At 55.1% G+C, this 21,635-nt stretch carries 20 protein-coding genes; 15 read left to right on the plus strand and 5 right to left on the minus strand.

What is annotated here, in order from left to right:
- Positions 1 to 13 precede the first annotated feature (13 nt).
- Genes CJD38_RS06390 through CJD38_RS06400 form a run of 3 tightly spaced genes read left to right on the plus strand, consistent with a single transcriptional unit; the run spans position 14 to position 2,063 of the window.
- The gene (locus CJD38_RS06390; RefSeq protein ID WP_107939468.1) at positions 14 to 484 is read left to right on the plus strand and encodes a hotdog fold domain-containing protein; all 471 of its coding nucleotides are present in this window, start codon (positions 14 to 16) and stop codon (positions 482 to 484) included.
- Between the two features lie 8 nt (positions 485 to 492).
- The gene (locus CJD38_RS06395) at positions 493 to 1,050 is read left to right on the plus strand and encodes a hypothetical protein (protein WP_107939469.1); all 558 of its coding nucleotides are present in this window, start codon (positions 493 to 495) and stop codon (positions 1,048 to 1,050) included.
- Positions 1,050 to 2,063, plus strand: a complete 1,014-nt coding sequence (locus CJD38_RS06400; protein ID WP_107939470.1) for a ketopantoate reductase family protein — start codon at positions 1,050 to 1,052, stop codon at positions 2,061 to 2,063. The genes CJD38_RS06395 and CJD38_RS06400 overlap by 1 nt, the downstream gene beginning before the upstream one ends.
- A gap of 177 nt (positions 2,064 to 2,240) precedes the next feature.
- On the opposite strand, the gene CJD38_RS06405 is transcribed toward CJD38_RS06400, so the two are convergent.
- Positions 2,241 to 2,423 (minus strand): PLD nuclease N-terminal domain-containing protein, encoded by a 183-nt coding sequence (locus CJD38_RS06405; RefSeq protein WP_107939471.1) that lies wholly within the window; start codon positions 2,421 to 2,423, stop codon positions 2,241 to 2,243.
- A 74-nt stretch (positions 2,424 to 2,497) separates the two neighbouring features.
- Here CJD38_RS06405 and CJD38_RS06410 point away from each other — a divergent pair, with 74 nt between their 5' ends.
- The 5 genes from CJD38_RS06410 (at position 2,498) to arsC (ending at position 6,857) form a co-directional block, all read left to right on the plus strand.
- Positions 2,498 to 3,976: a protein adenylyltransferase SelO gene (locus CJD38_RS06410; RefSeq protein WP_107939472.1), complete on the plus strand. Its 1,479-nt coding sequence runs from the start codon at positions 2,498 to 2,500 to the stop codon at positions 3,974 to 3,976.
- Between the two features lie 55 nt (positions 3,977 to 4,031).
- Positions 4,032 to 4,805 (plus strand): glutathione S-transferase N-terminal domain-containing protein, encoded by a 774-nt coding sequence (locus CJD38_RS06415; protein ID WP_107939473.1) that lies wholly within the window; start codon positions 4,032 to 4,034, stop codon positions 4,803 to 4,805.
- 9 nt (positions 4,806 to 4,814) lie between these two features.
- Positions 4,815 to 5,453, plus strand: coding sequence for a LysE family translocator (locus CJD38_RS06420; protein WP_107939474.1), 639 nt, complete (start codon positions 4,815 to 4,817; stop codon positions 5,451 to 5,453).
- Positions 5,454 to 5,485: 32 nt separating this feature from the next.
- Positions 5,486 to 6,406, plus strand: coding sequence for an alpha/beta hydrolase (locus CJD38_RS06425; RefSeq protein ID WP_107939475.1), 921 nt, complete (start codon positions 5,486 to 5,488; stop codon positions 6,404 to 6,406).
- A 100-nt stretch (positions 6,407 to 6,506) separates the two neighbouring features.
- A complete protein-coding gene (gene arsC / locus CJD38_RS06430; RefSeq protein WP_107939728.1) occupies positions 6,507 to 6,857 on the plus strand; it encodes an arsenate reductase (glutaredoxin) in 351 nt (116 codons plus the stop codon).
- Between the two features lie 162 nt (positions 6,858 to 7,019).
- On the opposite strand, the gene CJD38_RS06435 is transcribed toward arsC, so the two are convergent.
- The 4 genes from CJD38_RS06435 to CJD38_RS06450 form a co-directional block, all read right to left on the minus strand.
- Positions 7,020 to 7,604 carry a hypothetical protein gene (locus tag CJD38_RS06435; RefSeq protein ID WP_107939476.1) on the minus strand — a complete coding sequence of 195 codons (585 nt, stop codon included), beginning with the start codon at positions 7,602 to 7,604 and terminating at the stop codon, positions 7,020 to 7,022.
- Positions 7,605 to 7,744: 140 nt separating this feature from the next.
- Entirely contained in the window at positions 7,745 to 8,641 is an 897-nt protein-coding gene (locus tag CJD38_RS06440; RefSeq protein WP_107939477.1) for a recombination-associated protein RdgC, read from the minus strand.
- A 95-nt stretch (positions 8,642 to 8,736) separates the two neighbouring features.
- Positions 8,737 to 9,717 carry a helix-turn-helix transcriptional regulator gene (locus CJD38_RS06445; protein ID WP_107939478.1) on the minus strand — a complete coding sequence of 327 codons (981 nt, stop codon included), beginning with the start codon at positions 9,715 to 9,717 and terminating at the stop codon, positions 8,737 to 8,739.
- Positions 9,718 to 9,867: 150 nt separating this feature from the next.
- The gene (locus CJD38_RS06450) at positions 9,868 to 10,461 is read right to left on the minus strand and encodes a TetR/AcrR family transcriptional regulator (protein WP_240783548.1); all 594 of its coding nucleotides are present in this window, start codon (positions 10,459 to 10,461) and stop codon (positions 9,868 to 9,870) included.
- Positions 10,462 to 10,709: 248 nt separating this feature from the next.
- Between CJD38_RS06450 and CJD38_RS06455 the strand changes: the two genes are divergently transcribed.
- The 7 genes from CJD38_RS06455 to CJD38_RS06485 all read left to right on the plus strand — a co-directional run bounded on the left by CJD38_RS06455 (position 10,710) and on the right by CJD38_RS06485 (position 21,594).
- Positions 10,710 to 11,918, plus strand: a complete 1,209-nt coding sequence (locus CJD38_RS06455) for an acetyl-CoA C-acetyltransferase (RefSeq protein ID WP_107939480.1) — start codon at positions 10,710 to 10,712, stop codon at positions 11,916 to 11,918.
- A gap of 64 nt (positions 11,919 to 11,982) precedes the next feature.
- On the plus strand, positions 11,983 to 14,118 hold the full coding sequence (locus tag CJD38_RS06460; protein ID WP_107939481.1) for a 3-hydroxyacyl-CoA dehydrogenase NAD-binding domain-containing protein: 2,136 nt from the start codon (positions 11,983 to 11,985) through the stop codon (positions 14,116 to 14,118).
- Positions 14,111 to 15,268: an acyl-CoA dehydrogenase family protein gene (locus CJD38_RS06465; protein WP_107939482.1), complete on the plus strand. Its 1,158-nt coding sequence runs from the start codon at positions 14,111 to 14,113 to the stop codon at positions 15,266 to 15,268. Before CJD38_RS06460 ends, CJD38_RS06465 begins: the two co-directional genes overlap by 8 nt.
- A gap of 108 nt (positions 15,269 to 15,376) precedes the next feature.
- Positions 15,377 to 15,793, plus strand: coding sequence for a hypothetical protein (locus tag CJD38_RS06470; RefSeq protein ID WP_146165935.1), 417 nt, complete (start codon positions 15,377 to 15,379; stop codon positions 15,791 to 15,793).
- Between the two features lie 126 nt (positions 15,794 to 15,919).
- Entirely contained in the window at positions 15,920 to 17,164 is a 1,245-nt protein-coding gene (locus tag CJD38_RS06475) for a TolC family protein (protein ID WP_146165936.1), read from the plus strand.
- 37 nt (positions 17,165 to 17,201) lie between these two features.
- Positions 17,202 to 18,467, plus strand: a complete 1,266-nt coding sequence (locus tag CJD38_RS06480; protein ID WP_161554175.1) for an efflux RND transporter periplasmic adaptor subunit — start codon at positions 17,202 to 17,204, stop codon at positions 18,465 to 18,467.
- A gap of 10 nt (positions 18,468 to 18,477) precedes the next feature.
- Positions 18,478 to 21,594, plus strand: a complete 3,117-nt coding sequence (locus CJD38_RS06485; protein WP_107939486.1) for an efflux RND transporter permease subunit — start codon at positions 18,478 to 18,480, stop codon at positions 21,592 to 21,594.
- Positions 21,595 to 21,635 lie beyond the last annotated feature (41 nt).

The following is a 21,635-nucleotide window of genomic DNA, read 5'->3' on the forward strand; positions in this document are numbered from 1 at the left end:
TTAGAGCCTCCCCATGAGCAAACCCAATCTCGCCCTGTCGCTGTGGAAGAAACTGTCGAAGAAACCCGGCGGCAAGTGGTTTTTCTCGCTGCTAATCAGCCGCCGTGCGCCTTATTTCTCCAGTATCAGAGCAACGTTTGAAGAATTGCGCCCGGGTTATTGCGAGGTCACTGCGCCAAAACGCCGCGCCGTCACCAATCACATCGGCACCTTTCATGCGATCGCCATGTGCAATATGGCGGAACTTGCTGGCGGCATGATGACCGAGGTCAGCGTGCCTTCAACGCATCGCTGGATTCCAAAAGGCATGACGGTGGAATACCTGAAGAAAGGTGAAACCAGTTTGCGCGCCATTGCTGAGCTGGATCCAATGCCCACGTTCGGCGCTGCTACTGAATTGCCAGTCACGGTCAATGTTTACGATACGCAGAAGCAGCTCGTGTTCCGCGCCGTGATCAATATGTGGATCAGCCCGAAAAAATAGGCGCTCCGATGACTCCTCGCAAACTAGTGCCTGTCATCACGCTGCTCACGCTGCTTGCTGGGTGTCAGTCGTCGCTGTCTGCTGCAGATGAATCGAACACATCTGCTACAGCGCGTGTTGCGCCAACGCCCTGCGCTGGAAATTTTGCACAGCGCGCGGGCACGCTCACACTTGCGAACACGAAAGTCCCCACGGACATCAACGACAACAAAGATAACCCGCTGTACTTTGCTAATAAGATCAACGTCAGCAAACCACTGCTAGAGCTCGCACGCCTTTCGCATCTTGAAAATGGCTGGAGTTCTTTTGCCTTGAGCATTCAATCGCAAGGTGCCAAAACGATTTCTGTCCACATCTCCAAAGCAACGCTGCCGAGCGGAACAGAAATCTGGCTGTGTGCACCCGATGGTCTACAAAACGAAGGCCCATACAGCAACGCCATCGGCGGTGATGTGTGGACGCCCGTCGTAGCGGGCGATGTGGTTTGGCTTGATGTGCTGGTGCCCACTGCAAAAGAAACCGCATTTAAAGCGACACTCGCAGAAGTGTTTGGAGGCTTTCGCTAATGATTCTGTTAATTGGCCCTGGTGCCGTCGGCACCATCCTTGCCACGCATTTGATGGCCGCAAAGAAAGAGCCCTTGCGACTCTACGTGCGCGAAAAATATCTGTCAGCAATGCAGGCCTTGCCGCAGCTACAGATGGATTACATGACGCAACGCGCGCCATTGATTGCAGCAAAGCCAGAACTCACCACATCACTCGATCTGACCGGCGTGGATTACATTTTTCTCTGCGTGAAGTTTCCTGATCTTGATGCGCTGCTCTCGCAACTGCCGCCGATTCCAACCAACTGCACACTAGTCTCCACACTCAATGGCATCGCACCGCTGCGTTTGATCAAAGAGCGTTTGCCAAACGCCAAACTCGTACCGATGTCGGTGATGTTTAACGGTCAGTTACCCGCGCCACTTCACGCAAAGATCACCACCAAGGCACAGGTGCTGATTGGCTCTGACGACTCTCGCTTGCTTAGCTGTTTTGAAGGTAGCGGTTTGCAAGCACTCCGTGCCGAAGGCGAATCTGCAGTGTGGGGAAAACTGCTGATCAATTTAGCCAATGCCGTCTGCGCAATCACACACACCACTTTTCGTGATCTGCTGTCACAGCGGGATATGCGCGCAATCTATGTCGCCGTGCTCGACGAAGCAGTAGCGCTGCTCGAACTCTCAAACATTCCCTACCAACTGCTGGTGCCGCTGCCTTATCCGGCGTATCGAAAATTCATTCTCCACGGCGGCCCGCTGCCATGGTGGGTGGCGAAGATTAAAAATGGTTTGAAAGACGGCGCGTATCCGTCGATGGTGTCGGACATCGAACAGCAACGTCGCACCGAAGTTGATCAGCTCAATGGCGAGATCATTCTGCTCGCCAAGCAACGCGATATGCGGGCGCCGATCAGTGCGAGAATCGTGGAGTTGGTGAAGGCGATAGAAGGTCAGGCGAATCCTGTATACCTCTCACCTAAAGAACTACGTTTGCGTCTTGGGATCGAATCGCAACTTAGGCTAAACGCGTAAAGGCGGGATACTCCCGCCCTACGTCAGCGCCTACTCTTGTGTCATTCCGAACGCAGTGAGGAATCTTGCTGTTGAAAGGCGAGATCCCTCGCGATGCTCGGGATGACATCATCACGCGAATGACAAATATGGTTGCAACACCGGCTTCTGTAGGGCGGGAGCATCCCGCCTTCCGCGTTATCTGGACTTAGGCCCCAGAAACAGCCAGATGACGAATCCCAGCACAGGCAACAGCGCAATCAGCAGAATCCAGCCGACCTTGCCGCCAGTCGAGGCGCCGCTCTGCACAATGCTGACCACGGCCCAGATCACCAGCGCCAGGTGAATAATTCCCCAAAAACCGTTGACGTGTAAGGACACAGCAGGACTCCTGTCTTAAATATTACAAGCCGCATATTAGCCCACGCGGCCTCGTAGTCAGTCACAATTACCGCATGAAACTGACACTCGATAATCTGCGGATTAACAACCGCTTTGCAAGTCTGCCCGAGGATTATTTCTCACGCGTGCAGCCAACGCCGTTGCCGTCGCCCAAGTTGCTGCATTTCAATACCGACGCGGCCGCGTTGATTGATCTTGATCCAGCACAGGCACAGCGCTCTGAGTTTGCAGAAATCTTTAGTGGCAGTCGCCCGCTCCCCGGTGCAGATCCAGTGGCGATGCTCTACGCCGGACATCAGTTCGGCAGTTGGGTGTCGCAGTTGGGGGATGGTCGCGCCATCTTGCTGGCGCAAGTGCGCAATGCCAAAGGCGAGAGTTGGGATATGCAACTCAAAGGCGCAGGCCCAACGCCTTACTCACGTGGCTCCGATGGCCGCGCAGTATTGCGTTCAACTGTTCGCGAATATCTTTGCAGCGAAGCAATGCACGGTTTAGGTATTCCGACCACGCGCGCACTCAGCATTGTCACCAGCCCGCAGTTAGTGCGGCGCGAAACGATGGAGACCACCGCTGTAGTCTGTCGCATGGCACCAAGTCATGTGCGCTTCGGCAGTTTCGAAGTGTTTTACTACCGTGAGCAGTACGAAAAACTGAAGCCACTTGCCGACCATGTAATCGCCGAACATTTCCCACAACATGTTGGGGACTATGTTGGCTGGCTTACCGAAGTCATCGAGCGCACCGCGCGCTTGATGGCGCAGTGGCAATGCGTCGGCTTTTGTCACGGCGTGATGAACACCGACAATATGAGCATCTTGGGCCTGACGCTGGATTACGGCCCTTTTGGTTTTCTCGACGCCTTCGATGCTGGCCACATTTGCAATCACACGGACGAAGGCGGTCGCTACGCTTACGACAAACAGCCGAGCATCGGTCATTGGAATGTCTCGCGCTTGCTGCAGGCCACTCTGCCCTTGCTGAATGAAGACACCGAAAAAGCAGTGCCGATTGCGCAGGGCATTCTTGACTGCTTTGGTCCGGCCTATGCCAATGCGGTGACCGCTGGTTGGCGCGCCAAGATCGGACTTCGTGAAGCGCAGGACAAAGATCCTGAGCTAATCAACGCTTTGCTCAATCTCATGCATCGCGGCAAATCAGACTTCACAAGAACATTCCGCAATCTCTCACTCCTGCGCACAGATACCGATGAGCCTGCAGCAGGTGTACGCGATGAGATTTCTGACATCGCCGCATTTGACGCTTGGGTGGTCGACTACCGCGCGCGCCTACGTAGCGAGCAATCCAACGACGCTGATCGCGCCATTCGCATGAACGCAGTCAATCCAAAATATGTTCTGCGCAATCATCTTGCACAGCGCGCGATTGAAGCTGCACAGACTGGCAACGCTTCAGAAATTGAAACGCTGATGACGCTGCTGCGTCGCCCCTACGATGAGCACCCGCAATTCGAAGCCTATGCCGCCGAGCCACCACCGGAAGCACGGCATATCGAAGTGAGTTGTTCCTCTTAAATTTTCTGGGCGCATTTGACGGATAATGCGCTCGTACTCCACGGATGGGTTTTCCATGTCCCGCACACTTGATGTCACCACTTCGGTACTCGCCAGCCAGCTTCGCGGATGGCGCGGCAGCATGGTTCAAAAACCGGCGCGCAAGCAGCCTGAACAGCCACTACAGCTTTACGAATTCGAAGCGAGCCCCTATTGCCGCCTCGTGCGTGAACGTCTGACTGAGCTTGATCTCGACGTCATGATTTATCCCTGCCCTCAAGGCGGCAAGCGCTTTCGCCCAACGGTGAAAAAGCTTGGCGGCAAGCAGCAGTATCCGTTCATGGTGGATCCGAATACCGGCACATCGCTGTATGAGTCTTACGACATCATTCGTTATCTCAACGAAACCTATGAAGGCAAGGTGCGGAACCCCACCGGACTGCGTCGCAAACTTGCAGTCGGCATGGGCTTAGCGGCAACACTGAGTCGCGCAATGCTTGGCCTGCGTGGATTCAAAGCACGCACTTCAAATTCGCCAGAAAAACCGCTGGAGCTCTACAGCTTTGAGGCCAGCCCTTTCTCGCGCTTGGTGCGCGAAGTACTGTGCGAACTGGAACTGCCCTACCTGCTGCACAGCACGGGCAAAGCACGCATGAGTGACATCGGTCCGCCAGAGATGCGCGACAAGATTTTCAAAGGCCCTAAAGGCACGAGCCGCAATCGTAAATTTCTTGAAGAGCACACCGGACAAGTGCAAGTGCCGTACTTGATCGATCCCAACACCGATGTCGAGATGTATGAGTCGGCCAAGATCATTGCCTATCTCGAAAACGTTTACGCAGCCAAGTAAAAACGATCCATGCTGGTCACGCCGTTCGCATTATTTCTGACTGTCGCCACCGCTCATCTTCTTTGCGTGATGAGCCCTGGCCCTGATCTGGCGATGATCACGCGGCAGACGCTGGCCTATGGCCGCAGCGCGGGCATTTGGACCGCACTGGGCATTGGTAGCGGCATCAGCTTTCATGTGGCGTGGGCGATGTTTGGCATGGGTTGGATGATTGAACATTTCCCCATGCTGCTCGACGTGCTGCGTTACGGCGGCGCGCTGTTTTTGATTTATATGGGCAGCCAAGCGATTCGCGCAAAAGCATCCGTCACTGACAGCAGTAATGACCAGCGCGCGGAACCCGGTAGCGCCGCGCATCTGTATGGCATTGGCGTGCTGACCAATGTGCTCAATCCCAAGGCGATGCTGTTCTTCATGGCACTGTGTTCAGCGGTGATCACAGCAGACACGCCTGTGTGGCTACGTCTCTCCTTGGGCCTGTGGATGGTCGTCTCAACTGCCGCATGGTTCAGCATGGTGAGCATCACGCTGGGACATCCACGCGTTCGTCAGCGCTTGATCAAGTATGGCTATCTGATAGACCGCGCAATGGGTGCGATACTGCTCGCACTCGGCATCGGCATGATTTTGAGTGGGCTACTGCACTAAGTCGCAGCCACTGACATAAAGAGGAAATCTCCATGGGCGTCCGCATCAACGAAGTTTCTTTTGAAAGCCACAGCACAGGCATTCGCGCTGGCCACTATGTTCCCGCCAACGATGCCATGCGCAGCTCACGCGGCGTACCTTGCATCGTCATGGGTCATGGCTTGGGTGGCACGCGTACTGCGGGGCTTGATCCGTTTGCACAACGATTCGCTGAAGCAGGCTTCCACGTTTTGGTGTTCGACTATCGTGGATTTGGAAAAAGCGATGGCACGCCGCGACAAGTGGTTTCTGTGTCAATGCAGTTGGAAGACTGGGCAAGTGCGATTGATTTCGCGCGGCGCATTCCGGATGTCGATGGAACACGCATCGCCACGTGGGGCAGCTCGTTCTCTGGCTCGCATGCGGTTGCATCAGCAGTCGCCGACGGCAAGATCGCAGCCGTTAGCGCGCAAGGCGCAATGATGGATGGCGTCGCATCGCTGTTTAATCTGATTCGCCAATGCGGTGTTGTTGCCGCATCAAAGCTGACGGCTTACGGCATTGCCGATGCCGTTCGCAGTGGCCTTGGAATGGGCCGTGTCACGATGCCTGTTGTTGGTCTGCCGGGCGAAACTGCCGCACTGACGACGCCAGACTCCAAGCCCGGGTATCTGCGCATCACGCCGCCTGATTGGAAAAACGAAATCAGCACCAGTTGGGCACTAACGCTTGCGATGTATCGCCCTAACAAAATGACGCCACGCCTGCCCTGCCCAGCGTTGTTCTGCATTGCGACTAAAGACGTCGTTGTGCCGCCATCAGCGATGGAAGACGGTGCACGTCGCGCACCAGACAAAGTTGAAGTGAAGCGCTACGACGCAGGTCACTTTGATATTTATGTGCCGCCGATGTTTGATCAGGTTTCGCGTGATCAAACCGAATTCTTCGTTCGCGTACTCAAGCCTATTCAATAAAATATTTCATAGCCTGTAGGAGCGCCTCTTAGGCGCGATGGCTCAATCGCGCCTAAGAGGCGCTCCTACAATGACAGCGCATATTTCGGAATTTTGTTCCATGAAAAACACGATCTATCACAACCCACGCTGCTCCAAGAGCCGCGAGACATTGAAGCTCCTGCAAGAGCATGGCGCTGACGTTGCCATCGTCGAATATCTTGGCCAGCCGCCAAGCAAAGATGAGCTGCGCAAGATCTGCAAACTTCTAGGCAAGAAGCCATTGGATTTAGTGCGCACCAAAGAAGAACTCTTCAGCGAACTCGGCCTGTCTGTCGACAATGGCTATAGCGATGATGAGTGGCTTGAAGTGTTGGCGCGTAATCCGAAACTGATGGAACGGCCTATTGTTGTTTATGGCGGCAAAGCGGCCATTGGACGACCACCAGAAGACGTGCTCGCCATCCTGTAGCCCGGGTGAAACCCGGGACACACTTTCGCCAATAAAAAACCCGGGTTGCACCCGGGCTACAAAAATAGGTGTCACTCCGAACGCAGCAAGAAATTGTTCGTGTCCATCACAACGCGAGGTTGCTGGCTACATTCGGAGCGACGAAAGCGAAAGCAATAAGACTTAATGAAAAGCGCGCTGGCGCATAAAACCAATAAAACGATCCAGCTCGCAGTTCGTAATTTCCGTATCCGCGCCTTCCGGCGCATTTGTTCCGTGATAGCTGCTCACCAGTGACTGCGAGTAGCTGCCAGCGCCAACGCGCAGGTCTTGGAACGTACCCATGCGTAGCACACGTAACTGCATACCAAACATACGTTGCAGTCTCGCGACTTGCAGGTCATCGCTGCCGTAACTAAAGCGTAATTGACTCAAATTGCGCGTCAAAGCTTTGAAATCTTCGCCCTGCTTATCCGCAAGATGGACCGCGACATAACGCAGCGCCATCCACAGCTGCGCCCAGGATTCGAACCAGCAAGCCAGTTCACGGCCTCCGGTTGCTGGCGATGACAGCGTAATCCCCACCGGAAACTCGCGAGGGTCACGATCGGCGGCGCGGTTGAGAAAGCGCAGCGCTTCGTCAGCATTGCGAATCTGCGTCCAACCCGGTTCCAGCAGCTCAGCAAAAACCAAAGGCTGCTGAGCCGCAGCTGGCTTCTTGGCGGGAACAACGGTCAGCGTCAGCTTGGGGGCAATGCTTAAGTTCATGTCTAGGCTCCATTAAGGTCCGGTTTTCACCGTGCGCAGCCATTGTGCGCAGCCCACTGGCTCACTGAATGAGCCTGCATGAAATTAATTTAAAATTCGTACTTTCGTCATCCCCGCGAAGGCGGGAATGACGGCATGACTTATTTCTCTTCACCACCCAGTGCTTCAACTAGGTCCGACAACAACTTGCTGAACTCGCCCGTCATCAAAGCAAAGTCCGCATCAAACTGTTCTTCAGGATTCTGCGACTGATCGCCTTCGCGATTCTTGTCGATATCGAGGAAGCGCACGCGCTTCACTTGATGTTGTTCGTGCAGTACCAGCGAGATGCGCTCGTTCCAGTTGAGGCCAAGTTTGGTCGCAACCTTGCCATCGTTGATATGAGTCACAACATCCTTGCCGCCAAGATCGTGACGCACATAGCGCACAGTCGGCTTGCTCTCGTCAGCACCGCGCAGTTCGCAGTCTTGATCAATGATGAAACGACCCGGCGCATCGCTACCTGCGAGCCAGCCACTCATTGCCGTAATCGGCGAGAGCTTGGTGGTCAGCAGGCTGATTGGAAATTCGCCCAAGGTATTACGCAATTGCTCGGTGAGTTCTTCAGCCTTGCCTGCGGATGCAGCGTCGACAACCAACCAACCATCATTCGGCGACAACCAAGCGCGTGTTGAGCGACGGCGTGAGAACGCACGTGGCAACAACTCCGCCATGATCTGTTCTTTCAGATCACGCATTTGTTTCTTACCGACTTTATAACCCTGCTGCTTCTCGAGTTTTTCAGCGCGCTCCAAAGCGGTTTGATTGATCACGGCCGCAGGCAGAATTTTCTGCTCCACACCGAGTGCAATCAAAAGGTTCTTGCCATGTGAAGCCACCAACTGCTGATCACCGCGCGGCGAGACCCAGCCACGGCTCGTGGTGCTCATGCCCGTGCAAGGCTGCAAGGGGTGTTTGGCCAATATCTCCTCGAGCGTGCCCGCAGGCATCAACCACTTAGGAGGGAGGCGATAAATTTGGAGGTTCTTGAACCACATGGCGTTGTTCTTTTACGTTGCTTAGAGAAACGAAAAGGCCAATCCGAAGATTGGCCTTTGACGGCGTTACGAATCATACCAGCGGCTGCTCCGAACTAGTCGCTAATAACTTTATTTTCGCTGAGATAGGCCTTGAGTCTTGACAAGAGTTTGTCGCGTAAGGGCTTGGGCGCGATCACTTCGACTTCGGGCACATGGCGCAAGATGTCCATCACCAGTTCACGGTCGTCGCTATAGGGTAGTTCCAAGGTGTAACGACCTTGTTTGTCGAACGTGCCCTTCTGCAGCGGATGCCAAGTTTCACGCTTAACCCAGCGTGCGCGCTCAGGCGTAAAGCGTAGCTTGGCGACCTGTGTCGCCACACCAGAGAAAATTCCATAGGACGAACCGAGTGCGTGATCCAGCTCTTCATCAGGCACTTCTTTTGCTGCTTGATCCAAAGTTTTAACAGACTGAATTTCTTCCACCGCAAAACTGCGTATGCCTTTGCGTAGATGGCACCAAGCATCGAGATACCAGTTCTCGCGGTAGTGCACGAGACGTTGCGGCGACACATCGCGCTCACTCGTCTCACCAGCGCCGCGTGCGTAGTAGCGAATGTGCAAACGCTTGCGCTGCAACACTGCCTGAGAGATTTGTCCAAAGTCATCATGCTCTAGCGCACGATGTCCTGGGCTAATCACGCGAATGCGTTTTTTAACTTCAGCGGCGCTATTGCCTTCGCCATCCAATAATTTTTCGACGCGGTTCAATACGGGAGCGACGGCGCTATCGAGCACACGCTCGCCCATGCCGGAGATCAGCGAATGCATCGCCAACAATGCGTGGATTTCGTCTGCGTTGAACCAGAGGCCCGGCAAGGCATAACGCGGTGCGGCTACAGGTTGATCAAAGCGATAACCGCCCTGCTCTGCGTCCCAGATGATGGGCGCTTCAAGACGATCACGCAGGTATTCAAGATCGCGCTTGAAAGTCGCCAGCGAGATTTCTAATTCATCTTGAATTTCTGCACGCGTGACGAGACGCTTTTCGTGCAGTTTGCGGATGATGCGTTGAAAGCGTTCGGTGCGGTCCATGGAGGGATTATCGTATGGACTGACCCATGGCACGCAAGCCCTTTGTCATCCCGAGCGCAGCGAGGGATCTCGCTTTAATTCTTTATCAGAATGCGCAACAGCAAGATTCCTCGCTACGCTCGGAATGACAAGGGGTGGTACAGAATTTCCTTATGGCGCTTTAGCGAGCGCGCGCCACAACATTTCAAACAACTGATTGGCGTGCTTGGTCACCGGCTCTTTCTGACCACGGTGGATGTACATCTGCACCAAACGGCCCGTGACGCCGAAGATGTAATCGAGCAAGAACTTCTCGTCGACTTCATCATTCAAAACGCCCTTCGCACGCCCTTCGCGCAACACCTTCAGAAAGGTGCCGAACAGAATCGGATTCGAGTAGTTGTCCTGTTTGCGCCATGTGTTGACGTAAACCGAGCTCATCATCATCTGCGCGACTTTGGGATTGTGCTCAAAGAAATCCAGCGTCACCCAGAACACCTTGCGAAAACGCTCCTTGATGTCCTCGATGCCCTGCAGGTGATCGATCATGCGCACGGCCAGCTTGCTGAGCCATGCATCCAGACTGGAGAACAGCAGCGCTTCTTTGCTGCCGTAGTACTTGTAGATGGTCTGAAGACTGACATTGGCTGCACGCGCAATCTCAATCAAACCAACGCGATGAAACTCACGATCAGCAAAGACATCGAGCACCGCCTGCTCAATGCGTTCGCGTGTTTCTGGGTCCAACTGGCCCCGATCCCCCATTACCGCCGCCGTTTTAGAAACTGTTTTGGCGTTCATAAGTAATTTTTGTTACTCCCTTGTGGTCAAATTACACAACTTGCTGGCCGGAAAACTCATTGACGCTAGTGTTCACTGTGCTTATGCTCCGGCGGCCTTGAATTTAACCGATGCGTAACCAAGTTTTCCAACTTGTACGCGCTCGCCTACAAACCCAAGCAATACCAACGTATGGTAATTTACCTTACCAATAGTTGCAACAGAGGATAGTCATGACAGAAGCGTTTATTTACGACGCCGTACGCACCCCGCGCGGCAAGGGCAAGAAGGACGGCAGCCTGCATCAGGTGACCCCGATCCATCTCGTCGCCAACCTGCTGTGGGCTCTTCAAGCTCGCAACAAGAATCTCGACACCTCGCTGGTCGATGACCTCGTCCTTGGTTGCGTTACGCCTGTTGGCGAACAAGGCGCTGACCTTGCTCGCGTTGCTGTGTTGTATGCGCAGTGGGCTGAAAGCGTTGCCGGCGTGACGCAGTCGCGCTTCTGCGCTTCGGGTTTGGAATCCGTCAACATCGCTGCACAGAAAATCGGCTCGGGTTTTGAAGACCTCGTCGTTGCTGGCGGCGTTGAAAGCATGTCGCGTTGGGCCATGGGCTCAGACGGCGGCGCATGGGCAATGGACCCACGCGTGAATCAGATGACCGGCTTCGCACCACAAGGCATCGGCGCTGACACGATCGCTACGCTGGAAGGTTTCTCGCGTCAGGACGTCGACGCATTTGCACTCGCCTCGCAGCAGAAAGCTGCCAGAGCTCGCGCTGAAGGCCGCTTCGCCAAATCGCTGATCCCGGTTAAAGACCTCAACGGCATGACCGTTCTGGATCACGACGAATTCATCCGCGCGGATGCAACGTTGGAAGGCCTCGGTTTGTTGAAGCCTTCGTTCGAACAGATGGGTCAGATGGGCTTCGACGCTACTGCCCTGCGCAAATACACCACGCTGGAAAAGATCAACCACGTGCACCACGCTGGCAACAGCTCGGGCATCGTTGATGGCGCTGCACTGATGCTGATCGGCAACAAGAAAATCGGCAAGAAACTCGGCCTGACGCCACGCGCACGCATCGTGCAGACGGCAGTGATCGGTTCCGAACCAACGATCATGCTCACCGGCATCGGCCCTGCTTCGAAGAAAGCATTGGCACGCGCTGGCATGACCGCGAAGAACATTGATCTGTTCGAAATCAACGAAGCGTTTGCCGCAGTTGTGATGCGCGCACAGCGTGATCTTGATATCGACCCAGCACTCGTCAACGTCAATGGCGGCTCTATCGCCATGGGCCATCCGCTCGGTGCAACTGGCTGCGCCATTCTCGGCACGCTGCTCGATGAAATGGAACGCACCAATAAGCAGGTTGGTCTTGCCTCACTGTGCGTAGGCGCAGGTATGGGCATCGCAACGATTATCGAACGTGTGTGAACGTAACGTTCACGTCGAACGCGCCTAAGCGCGCACTGACAAACAATAGAATAAGGAAGCACACATGACCGCAGTTAAATACGATCAAGGCGCTGACGGCATCGTCACGCTGACACTAGACCTCCCGGGTCGCCCGATGAACGTGTTGCACCCGGACCTGACGAACCCACTCAGCGATGCGATCACGCGCATTGCAGAAGACAAGAACGTCAAAGGCGTCATCCTCACCTCCGGCAAGAAAGAATTCCTTGCTGGCGCTGACATTGATGGCGTTGTGCAAATCACTGATCCAGCCGTTGCATTTGAACTCGCAGAACAGTTCAAGAAATTGCTGCGTCGCATGGAGAAGCTCGGCCGCCCGGTTGTTGCTGCACTCAATGGCACAGCTCTCGGCGGCGGCTTGGAACTCGCGCTGGCTTGTAACTATCGCGTTGCAATTAACAATCCGAAGACGCAGTTCGGCTTGCCTGAAGTGAAGCTCGGCCTGTTGCCAGGCGGCGGCGGCACTCAGCGTTTGCCACGTTTGATCGGCATTCAGCCTTCCTTGCCTCTGATGCTTGAAGGCAAGACGCTGAACCCAGAAAAAGCCAAGCAAGCAGGCCTCATTCACGAAGTAGCCGCAGATGCGGACGACATGTTCGCCAAAGCGCGCGCATGGATTGTCGCAAACCCGAACGCCGTCCAGCCTTGGGACGACAAGAAGTTCAAATGGCCGGGTGGCGACTCCAAGAGCCCAGCGAATGCACAGGTCTGGGCGATTGCGCCTTCGATGGCCAGCGCCAAGAGCTACGGCAACTACCCTGCGATCACCAACATCATGTCCTGCGTGTTCGAAGGCGGCATCGTCGACTTCGACACCGGCTGCGAAGTTGAATCGCGTTACTTCGCGAACCTCGTGACCTCGCAGGTCAGCAAGAACATGATCGGCACGCTGTGGTTCCAGCTCAACGCTATCAACAAGGGCAGCTCACGTCCGCAAGGCATTGAGAAGTCGACGGTGAAGAAAGTCGGCATCCTCGGCGCCGGCATGATGGGCGCAGGCATTGCTTACTCGTCCGCCAAGGTTGGCATCGAAGTTGTGCTGCTCGACTCGACGCAAGAAGCTGCTGACAAGGGCAAAGCCTACTCAGCAAATCTGCTCGACAAGGACATCAAGAAAGGCCGTCAGACTGCGGAAGGTAAAGACGCTTTCCTCGCTCGCATCAAAGCCACCACCAGCTACGAAGATCTCAGCGGCGCTGACCTGATCATCGAAGCTGTATTCGAAGATCGCACGATCAAAGCAGACGTGACCAAGAAGGCTGAAGCCATCATTGGCAAAGACGCCGTATTCGCATCCAACACTTCAACGCTGCCAATCTCTGGCCTTGCCGAAGCGAGCGAACGTCCGAAAAACTTCATCGGCCTGCACTTCTTCTCGCCTGTCGACAAGATGCCGTTGGTCGAAATCATCAAGGGCAAGAAGACGTCCGCAGAAACGCTGGCACGTGGTTTTGACTACGTTCAGCAGATCAAAAAGACGCCTATCGTCGTCAACGATTCACGTGGTTTCTACACCTCACGCTGCTTCGCCACCTACCCCATGGAGGGTATGACGTTGCTGGCCGAAGGGCAGCATCCTCGCTCTATCGAAATGGCAGGTCTGCAGGCAGGCATGCCGGTGGGTCCGCTCGCCGTTCAAGACGAAGTGTCACTGTCGCTGTCGCTGCACGTGCTGACGCAGACGCGCAAAGACTACGCAGCAGAAGGCAAGACCGTCGCTGAACATCCGGGCGTCGCTGTCGTTGAAAAGATGTGCAATGAACTCAAGCGTCCGGGCAAAAAAGCTGGCGCTGGTTTCTATGACTATCCAGTCGGTGGTCAGAAGCATCTGTGGTCCGGTCTGGCTCAGGCATTCCCGCTTCAAGCGCAGTTGCCACAGCAAGAACTGATCGATCGCATGATGTTTGCGCAGGCCAACGAAGCTGCCAAGTGCTACGCCGAAGGCGTGGTCGAAGCAGTCGGCGACACCAACATCGGTTCGATCTTTGGTTGGGGCTTTGCACCACACCAAGGCGGCGCGCTGCAGTACATCAATGCTTATGGCCTTGAAAAGTTTGTGAACCGCTCGAAAGAGTTGGCAAAGAAATACGGCGAGCGTTTCAAGCCCGCTGCAATACTCGTAAAGATGGCTAAAGAAGGATCTACGTTCAATGCTTAACGCACTACTCGCCCAGGGCAGCTACGTCACCGACGAGCTGACCATGTTTCAGGAAACTGCACGTCGCTTCATGCAGACCGAAGTTGCACCTAACGTTCTGCGTTGGGATGAAGAAGGCTGCGTTGATCGCGACCTGTGGACCAAAGCCGGCGAACTCGGCCTGCTCTGCCCGAGCATCCCGTCCGAATACGGCGGCGGTGACGGCAACTTTGCATTCGAAAAAGTTCTAATCGAAGAACAAGCCAAGGCGGGTTGCAGCGCTTGGGGTCTGTCGCTGCACAACGGCATCGTCGCGCATTACATCCTGCACTACGGCACCGAAGAGCAGAAGAAAGAGTGGCTGCCTAAACTCGCTACCGGCGAACACGTTGGCGCAATCGCAATGACCGAACCAGGCACTGGCTCGGATCTTCAAAGCGTTCGCACCACCGCGATTGCTGATGGCGACGAATACGTCCTCAACGGCTCGAAGGTGTTCATCACCAACGGTCAGCAGGCTGGCTTGATCATTGTTGTGGTCAAAACCGACACCGCCGAAAAAGCCAAAGGCATTTCGCTGGTTGTAGTTGAGCCTGACAAGGTCACCGGATTCCGTCGTGGCCGTAACCTTGAGAAGGTTGGCATGCACGGTCAGGACACTTCGGAATTGTTCTTCGAGAACGTCCGCATTCCAAAGTCCAACCTGCTCGGCAAAAACGAAGGTCAGGGCTTTATGCAGCTCATGCAGCAGTTGCCGCAGGAGCGTTTGATTGTTGCACTGGCTGGCGTTGCTGCGATTGAACTCGCACTCGACATGACCACGCAGTACTGCAAAGACCGCAAGGCCTTTGGTCGCAGCATCATTGATTTCCAGAACACCCGCTTCAAACTTGCCGAGGCTCGCACCGAAGCAACGCTGGCTCGCGTATTCGTGGAAAAGTGCACCGAGTTGTTGCTGATCAAAAAACTCGACGCAGCGACCGCCGCAATGTCCAAGTACTGGATCACCGACAAGCAGTTCGAGATCATCGACCTCTGCCTGCAGTTGCACGGTGGCTACGGCTATATGAACGAGTACCCGATCTCACGCCTCTGGCGCGATTCACGCGTGCAGCGCATTTATGGCGGTACGAACGAGATCATGAAGGAACTGATTGGGCGCTTCCTCTAATAAGAAGAGTGCGCAAGAGGAGAACAAAGAACCCGCCGTGGGCAATTACGGCGGGTTTCTTTGTTAAGTTTGGCCGTTTCCACTGAATCCTCTGATACGCTAATACCCGTGAAACGCAATCCCACCCTACAGCGCATCCTTCTGGCCTTAATGGCCGGGACGCTGCTGTTTACGCAAATCATGGGTTTGCACCACCACATGCACAGTGACATCAGCGACACCGCTCATCCTGCGTCGATTGAGCTGCACTTTGCTGATGCGGGCTTGCACAACAATGAACACCACGACGCGGCGAGCACGGGCCATGCAACGCACGGTGATGTCGAGATCAACGCTGTCGACAATGCGCTTGCCAAGATCAAAGTAAATCTTTTGCCGTCCGGCTTGTTAATGCTGGTGATGTTGCTGCTTTTTGTACGCAGACCGAAAAACATTCCACGCGTAAAAGATTTCGATGCACCGCGTCTGCAACATCCCTTCACACTTCACCCGCCTGCCAACGGGCCTCCCGGACTTCTCTCCTAGTCCACTCAAGCGCAGCCGCATCGCGGCCTGCCTTGCCTAGCCGCATTTGCGGCGCCGCACTCATCTAAAGAGTGCTGTTGGAGAAAACCCTTGTCTTTGTTTCGATTTTTTATTGCAGCCGCCTGCGTGCTGCTCACTCCTGTGGTGTTGGCGGATCAATCCGCTACGTCATTCCCTGCGCTTAGCCTTCAACAGGCTGTTGCGCTCACACTCGAGCGCAATCCTGATCTTGCGCAGTTCGCTTTTCAGCTCAAAGCCAAATCGACACGTGTTGATGCTGCTGATTTAAAGCCTGCGCCAGAACTCAATGTTCAGCTCGAAAACTTTTTAGGCACAGGCCGCACACGCGGAGCGACTGGCCTTGAAGCAACCTTTGCACTCTCACAAGTTATTGAACTGGGCAATCAACGCCAACGCCGCGTTGAACTGGCCCGCACAGGAATCGACAGCGTCGATATCGCGCGCAAGTCAGCACAACTGGATGTGCTTGCTGAAGTCTCGCGCCGCTACATCCATGTCGCCTCCGATCAAGAACAGTTGCGTCTCACCGAACTGGCGACACAGCTCGCTGAGAAAACCGTCAACGAAGTGCGGCGTCGCGTAAAAGCAGCGAAGTCGCCAGAGGTGGAACTGCACCGCGCCAGCATTGTGCTCACTCGCGCCGAAGTGGAGCAGGAACATGCTGAACACGAACTGCTGACCTCGCGCAGGAAACTGGCGGCGATGTGGGGCTCGCGTGAAGTCAAGTTTGGCGAAGTGCGCGCTCAGTTGTTTGAACTACCGCAGATCGCTGACTTTGAAGTGCTAACGACGCAGTTGGCATCAAGCCCAGACTTTCTACGCTTTGCTACCGAAGCCCGGCAACGCGATGCAGAGGTACAACTCGCCAAAGCAAAGGCCAGTTCACATTACACGGTTTCGGCTGGCCTGCGCCGTTTGCAAGACAGCGACGACACCGCATTTGTAGCGGGATTCACTATGCCGTTGTTTGGCCGCAAGCAGGCTCAGCCCGCAATTGCGGAAGCACAAGCACTTCGCGAAGGCGTGGACGTTGAATCAGCCGCAGCAAAGCTCAAAGCAGAAACCAGTTTGTTCGAGTTGGTGCAAGAGCTAAAGCACTCCATCACTGAAGCTGAAACCCTGCGCGACAAGGTTCTGCCGAAGATGGAAGAAGCACTCAAGGCAACCGAATACGCCTATCAGCGCGGACGCTATGGCTATCTGGAATGGGTTGATGCGCAACGCGAGCGCGTCGCGGTGCAGCGTGCATTGATTGAGTCCGCGGCCAACGCCCATTTATTCCATACCGAAATTGAGCGCCTCACTGCTGCGCCTATTTCTGACAACGCGACAGATCGCCATGCTGAATAAAGCCTGCGCAGTTCGCCCACAACATTCGAGCGCCATCATGAATTCCATCATTGTTAAAGCAGCACTGTTCAGCACAGTTCTATTACTCGCCGCATGCGGCAAGTCACCAAGCGACGAAGCCAGTCATGGCGAACACGCCGACGGTGAAGCTGCACACGCCGAAGAAATTATTAAAGGTCCACATGGCGGTCGCCTACTTAAAGACGGCGATTTTTCCTTGGAGGTCACGATCTTTGAAAACGGTGTTCCACCCGAATTCCGGCTTTACCCTAGCGTTGGTGGCAAACCTATTGCGCTGAAAGATGTGCAAGCAAGCACGACCCTGCGTCGCGTCAACGGCATGCAGAATGGCATCAGCGATCAGCACGTCTTTGCGCCGAAGGAAGATTATCTTCGCAGCGACGTAGTCGTATATGAGCCGCACTCCTTCGACGTCACCGTCAAAGCCACACACGCTGGCAAAGTGCATAGCTGGAACTACGCGTCGCCTGAAGGCCAAGTCCGCATTGCCACCGACATGGCCACGGCTGCAGGCTTGAAAACCGCGGTGATCGGCGGTGGTGCGCTGCACGAAACGCTGGCGCTCTACGGCAGCATTCAAGCCAACCCAGAGCGTATGCGCGCAGTCACTGCTCGATTCCCCGGCATCGTTCGTAGCGTCAGCGTGAAGGTCGGCGACACCGTTCGCCAAGGCCAAGCACTGGCCACAGTCGAAAGCAACGAGAGCTTGCAGGTGTATACCGTCACCGCGCCGATCAGCGGAACGCTCACAGCGCGCAACACCAATCACGGTGAAGCCGCCGGTACAGAAGCCCTATTTGAGATTGCCGATTTCTCTAGTGTGCGCGCCGAACTCAGCGTGTTTCCACGTGATCGCACTCGCCTACAACCGGGACAATCCGTGACGATCAAAGCCGCGGATGGCGTTGCTCAAGGCACCGGCGTCATCGGTTTTGTTTCTCCTGTTGGCGCAGCCAATCAAGCACTCAGTGCGCGCGTCGTGCTGGATAACAGCAAAGGCGAGTGGACGCCGGGCCAGTTTGTGAATGCTGATGTCACTGTCGGTGAATCCAATGCGGCTTTGATCGTGCCACTCAGCGCACTACAAACGTTCCGCGATTGGGATGTGGTGTTTGTCAACGAAGGTGATCGCTATCAAGCACAGCCGGTGAAACTGGGCCGTAGAGATAGCGACAGCGCTGAAGTTCTGAGCGGCCTTGCTGCGGGTGCGCGTGTGGTTGTTGCAAATTCCTATCTCGTGAAAGCCGACATCGAAAAGTCTGGCGCTTCACACGACCACTAGGAGCAGCGCCATGATCGAAAAGATTCTTCGCTTCTCACTTGCGCAGCGCTGGCTAGTGATGGCCGCTGTATTGCTGATTTCTGCTTTAGGATTTTACAACTACAACCGTCTGCCGATTGACGCTGTCCCTGATATCACCAATGTACAGGTGCAAATCAACACCGAGGCTCCCGGCTATTCACCGCTGGAAGCCGAGCAACGCGTCAGCTATCTCGTCGAAAACGCGATGGCCGGTTTGCCCAAACTGGATTACACCCGCTCGCTGTCGCGCTATGGCTTGTCGCAAGTCACCGTGGTGTTTGCCGATGGCACCGATCTCTACTTTGCACGGCAGTTGGTCGGCGAACGTATTCAACAGGTGAAGAGCTTATTGCCTGATGGGCTGGAACCGAATCTAGGTCCAACGGCTACAGGCCTCGGTGAAATTTTCATGTTCACCGTCGACCCCAAGGAAGGAGCGCTTAAAGCTGACGGCACTGCTTACAACGTGTTTGATCTGCACGACGCCATGCGCTGGATCGTGCGACCGCAGCTTGCCAAGGTCCCCGGCGTCACCGAGGTCAACAGCATCGGCGGACAAGAACGCCAAGTGCTGGTCTCTCCCCTGCCCGCAAAACTGCTGGCTTATGGTTTGACGTTTGAAGATATCAGCGCCGCGCTCTCGCGTAACAACGCCAGCACCGGCGCTGGTTATATCGAGCGCAATGGCGCGCAGTACCTGATCCGTTCACCCGGACAAGTCGCCAGTTTGGATGATGTACGTCGCGTTGTTGTGAAAATGGTGCACGGTGCGCCGCTTACCTTGGGTGAAGTGTCAGAAATAGCTTGGGGCGGTGCACTGCGTACCGGCTCTGCAACGATGAATGGACACGAAGTAGTTCTGGGCACTGTGTTCATGCTCGTCGGTGAAAACTCGCGCAAAGTTTCTCGCGCCACAGCGGCAAAGCTGGCCGAGATTCAAAAGAGTCTGCCGCCGGGCCTAGAAGCCCGCACGGTTTACGACCGCACCGCGCTAGTCGACAAAACGCTCGACACCGTCAAGAAGAACTTGTTGGAAGGCGCGTTGTTGGTGATCGTCGTTTTGTTTCTGCTGCTCGGCAATCTACGCGCCGCGCTGATCACCGCCATGGTCATCCCACTAGCCATGCTCGCCACCATCAGCGGCATGGTGCACAACCAAGTCAGCGCCAATTTAATGTCTCTAGGCGCGCTGGATTTTGGTTTGATTGTGGACGGCGCAGTCATCATTGTTGAAAACTGCATCCGTCGATTGGCTGAAGCACAGCATGGACGCGGCGCACTCAGCCTGAAGGAACGACTCGAAACCGTTTACGAATCCACCCGAGAAGTGATCCGCCCTAGCCTGTTTGGCGTCGGCATCATCACCGCGGTTTACATCCCACTATTTGCGCTGACTGGTGTTGAAGGAAAAATGTTTCAGCCCATGGCTGCAACCGTGGTGATGGCGCTGATTGCTGCTTTAGTGCTGTCACTGAGCTTTGTGCCCGCGGCTGTTGCGCTGTTATTGAGCGGCAAGATTTCTGAAAAAGAAAATCCCGTCATGCGCTTTGCCAGCAAGATATACGCGCCGCTTCTGGAATCAGCCTTGGATCATCGCCGCGCTTGGGCATTTTCTGCACTGGCATTGGTGCTGCTCTGCGGTGTCCTAGCCTCGCGCATGGGCAGTGAGTTTATTCCCAGTCTCGATGAAGGCGATGTCGCCTTGCATGCACTGCGCATACCCGGCACCGCCCTTGGGCAGGCTGTAGGCATGCAAAAAACACTGGAAGCCGAAATCTTAAAGTTGCCAGAAGTTGCGCGCGTATTCGCCAAGCTAGGAACCGCTGAAGTGGCCACCGACCCGATGCCCCCGTCAGTAGCCGACACTTTTGTCATGCTTAAAGATCGCGGTGAATGGCCTGATCCACGCAAACCAAAAGCACAGTTCGTGGCCGAGCTTGAGGCAGCAGTGATGCGCGTGCCCGGCAACAACTACGAGTTCACGCAGCCGGTGCAAATGCGCATGAACGAGTTGATCTCCGGCGTTCGCTCTGACCTGGCGATAAAATTGTACGGCGACGATCTTGAAGTGCTGAATGAACAGGCCGAAAAGATCGAGGCCGTGCTCCGCAAAGTACCCGGTGCAGCTGATGCCAAAACCGAACAGACCACTGGCCTGCCGGTGATGAGCATTACACCGAAGCGCGAGCTGTTGGCGCGTTACGGTTTATCAGTAGCAGATGTGCAAGCCGTAGCGGCAACCGCTTTCGGCGGCAGCGAAGTGGGAACCCTGTTTGAAGGTGATCGTCGATATGACATCGTCATTCGTTTGCCTGATGCAATGCGAGCAGACCCACGCACGCTAGAGCAACTGACGGTTCCGCTACCCAATGGTGGATATGTGCCACTGCAAGAAGTGGCGGACATCACGATCGCTCCCGGCCCGAATCAAATCAATCGCGAACAAGGCAAGCGTCGCATCGTCGTTACTGCGAATGTACGCGGCCGTGACATCGGCAGCTTCGTCACTGAAGTGCAGCAACGCGTCGATGATGAAGTGAAACTACCCGCCGGTTACTGGCTGGAATACGGTGGCACTTTTGAGCAATTGCAATCCGCCAGCAAGCGACTCGCGATTGTTGTGCCGCTGACGCTCGTCGTGATTCTGGGCTTGTTGTTGATGGCTTTTGGCTCGCTGCGCGATGCGCTGATTATCTTCAGCGGCGTACCCCTCGCGCTGACGGGTGGCGTGCTGGCGCTATGGCTTCGCGGCATTCCGCTGTCTATCTCTGCCGGCGTTGGCTTTATCGCGCTCAGTGGCGTGGCGGTGCTGAATGGCCTCGTGATGGTGAGCTTTATTCGCGATCTACTTCTGCACGGAAAGCGTTTGGATGACGCCATCATCGAAGGTGCAATGACTCGCCTGCGTCCGGTTCTGATGACCGCACTCGTTGCGGGGCTTGGCTTTGTGCCAATGGCTTTCAACAGCGGCATTGGCAGTGAAGTGCAACGACCGCTCGCCACCGTTGTGATTGGTGGAATTATCTCTTCAACATTGCTGACGCTATTGGTACTGCCGGGATTATTCCGAATTGCGCATGGTCAAAATAGAACGCACCGAATCTAACTCTTGACCCAATAAAAAACCCGCCATGGATAACCATGGCG

The organism is Stenotrophobium rhamnosiphilum (assembly GCF_003052265.1).
Taxonomy (GTDB): domain Bacteria; phylum Pseudomonadota; class Gammaproteobacteria; order Nevskiales; family Nevskiaceae; genus Stenotrophobium; species Stenotrophobium rhamnosiphilum.

Excerpts from the sequence above, each read along its gene's own strand:
- CJD38_RS06390 (WP_107939468.1), top strand. The coding sequence starts at position 14 with ATGAGCAAACCCAATCTCGCCCTGTCGCTGTGGAAGAAACTGTCGAAG.
- CJD38_RS06395 (WP_107939469.1), top strand. The coding sequence starts at position 493 with ATGACTCCTCGCAAACTAGTGCCTGTCATCACGCTGCTCACGCTGCTT.
- CJD38_RS06400 (WP_107939470.1), top strand. The coding sequence starts at position 1,050 with ATGATTCTGTTAATTGGCCCTGGTGCCGTCGGCACCATCCTTGCCACG.
- CJD38_RS06410 (WP_107939472.1), top strand. The coding sequence starts at position 2,498 with ATGAAACTGACACTCGATAATCTGCGGATTAACAACCGCTTTGCAAGT.
- CJD38_RS06415 (WP_107939473.1), top strand. The coding sequence starts at position 4,032 with ATGTCCCGCACACTTGATGTCACCACTTCGGTACTCGCCAGCCAGCTT.
- CJD38_RS06420 (WP_107939474.1), top strand. The coding sequence starts at position 4,815 with ATGCTGGTCACGCCGTTCGCATTATTTCTGACTGTCGCCACCGCTCAT.
- CJD38_RS06425 (WP_107939475.1), top strand. The coding sequence starts at position 5,486 with ATGGGCGTCCGCATCAACGAAGTTTCTTTTGAAAGCCACAGCACAGGC.
- arsC (WP_107939728.1), top strand. The coding sequence starts at position 6,507 with ATGAAAAACACGATCTATCACAACCCACGCTGCTCCAAGAGCCGCGAG.
- CJD38_RS06435 (WP_107939476.1), bottom strand. The coding sequence starts at position 7,604 with ATGAACTTAAGCATTGCCCCCAAGCTGACGCTGACCGTTGTTCCCGCC.
- CJD38_RS06440 (WP_107939477.1), bottom strand. The coding sequence starts at position 8,641 with ATGTGGTTCAAGAACCTCCAAATTTATCGCCTCCCTCCTAAGTGGTTG.
- CJD38_RS06445 (WP_107939478.1), bottom strand. The coding sequence starts at position 9,717 with ATGGACCGCACCGAACGCTTTCAACGCATCATCCGCAAACTGCACGAA.
- CJD38_RS06450 (WP_240783548.1), bottom strand. The coding sequence starts at position 10,461 with ATGGGGGATCGGGGCCAGTTGGACCCAGAAACACGCGAACGCATTGAG.
- CJD38_RS06455 (WP_107939480.1), top strand. The coding sequence starts at position 10,710 with ATGACAGAAGCGTTTATTTACGACGCCGTACGCACCCCGCGCGGCAAG.
- CJD38_RS06460 (WP_107939481.1), top strand. The coding sequence starts at position 11,983 with ATGACCGCAGTTAAATACGATCAAGGCGCTGACGGCATCGTCACGCTG.
- CJD38_RS06465 (WP_107939482.1), top strand. The coding sequence starts at position 14,111 with ATGCTTAACGCACTACTCGCCCAGGGCAGCTACGTCACCGACGAGCTG.
- CJD38_RS06480 (WP_161554175.1), top strand. The coding sequence starts at position 17,202 with ATGAATTCCATCATTGTTAAAGCAGCACTGTTCAGCACAGTTCTATTA.
- CJD38_RS06485 (WP_107939486.1), top strand. The coding sequence starts at position 18,478 with ATGATCGAAAAGATTCTTCGCTTCTCACTTGCGCAGCGCTGGCTAGTG.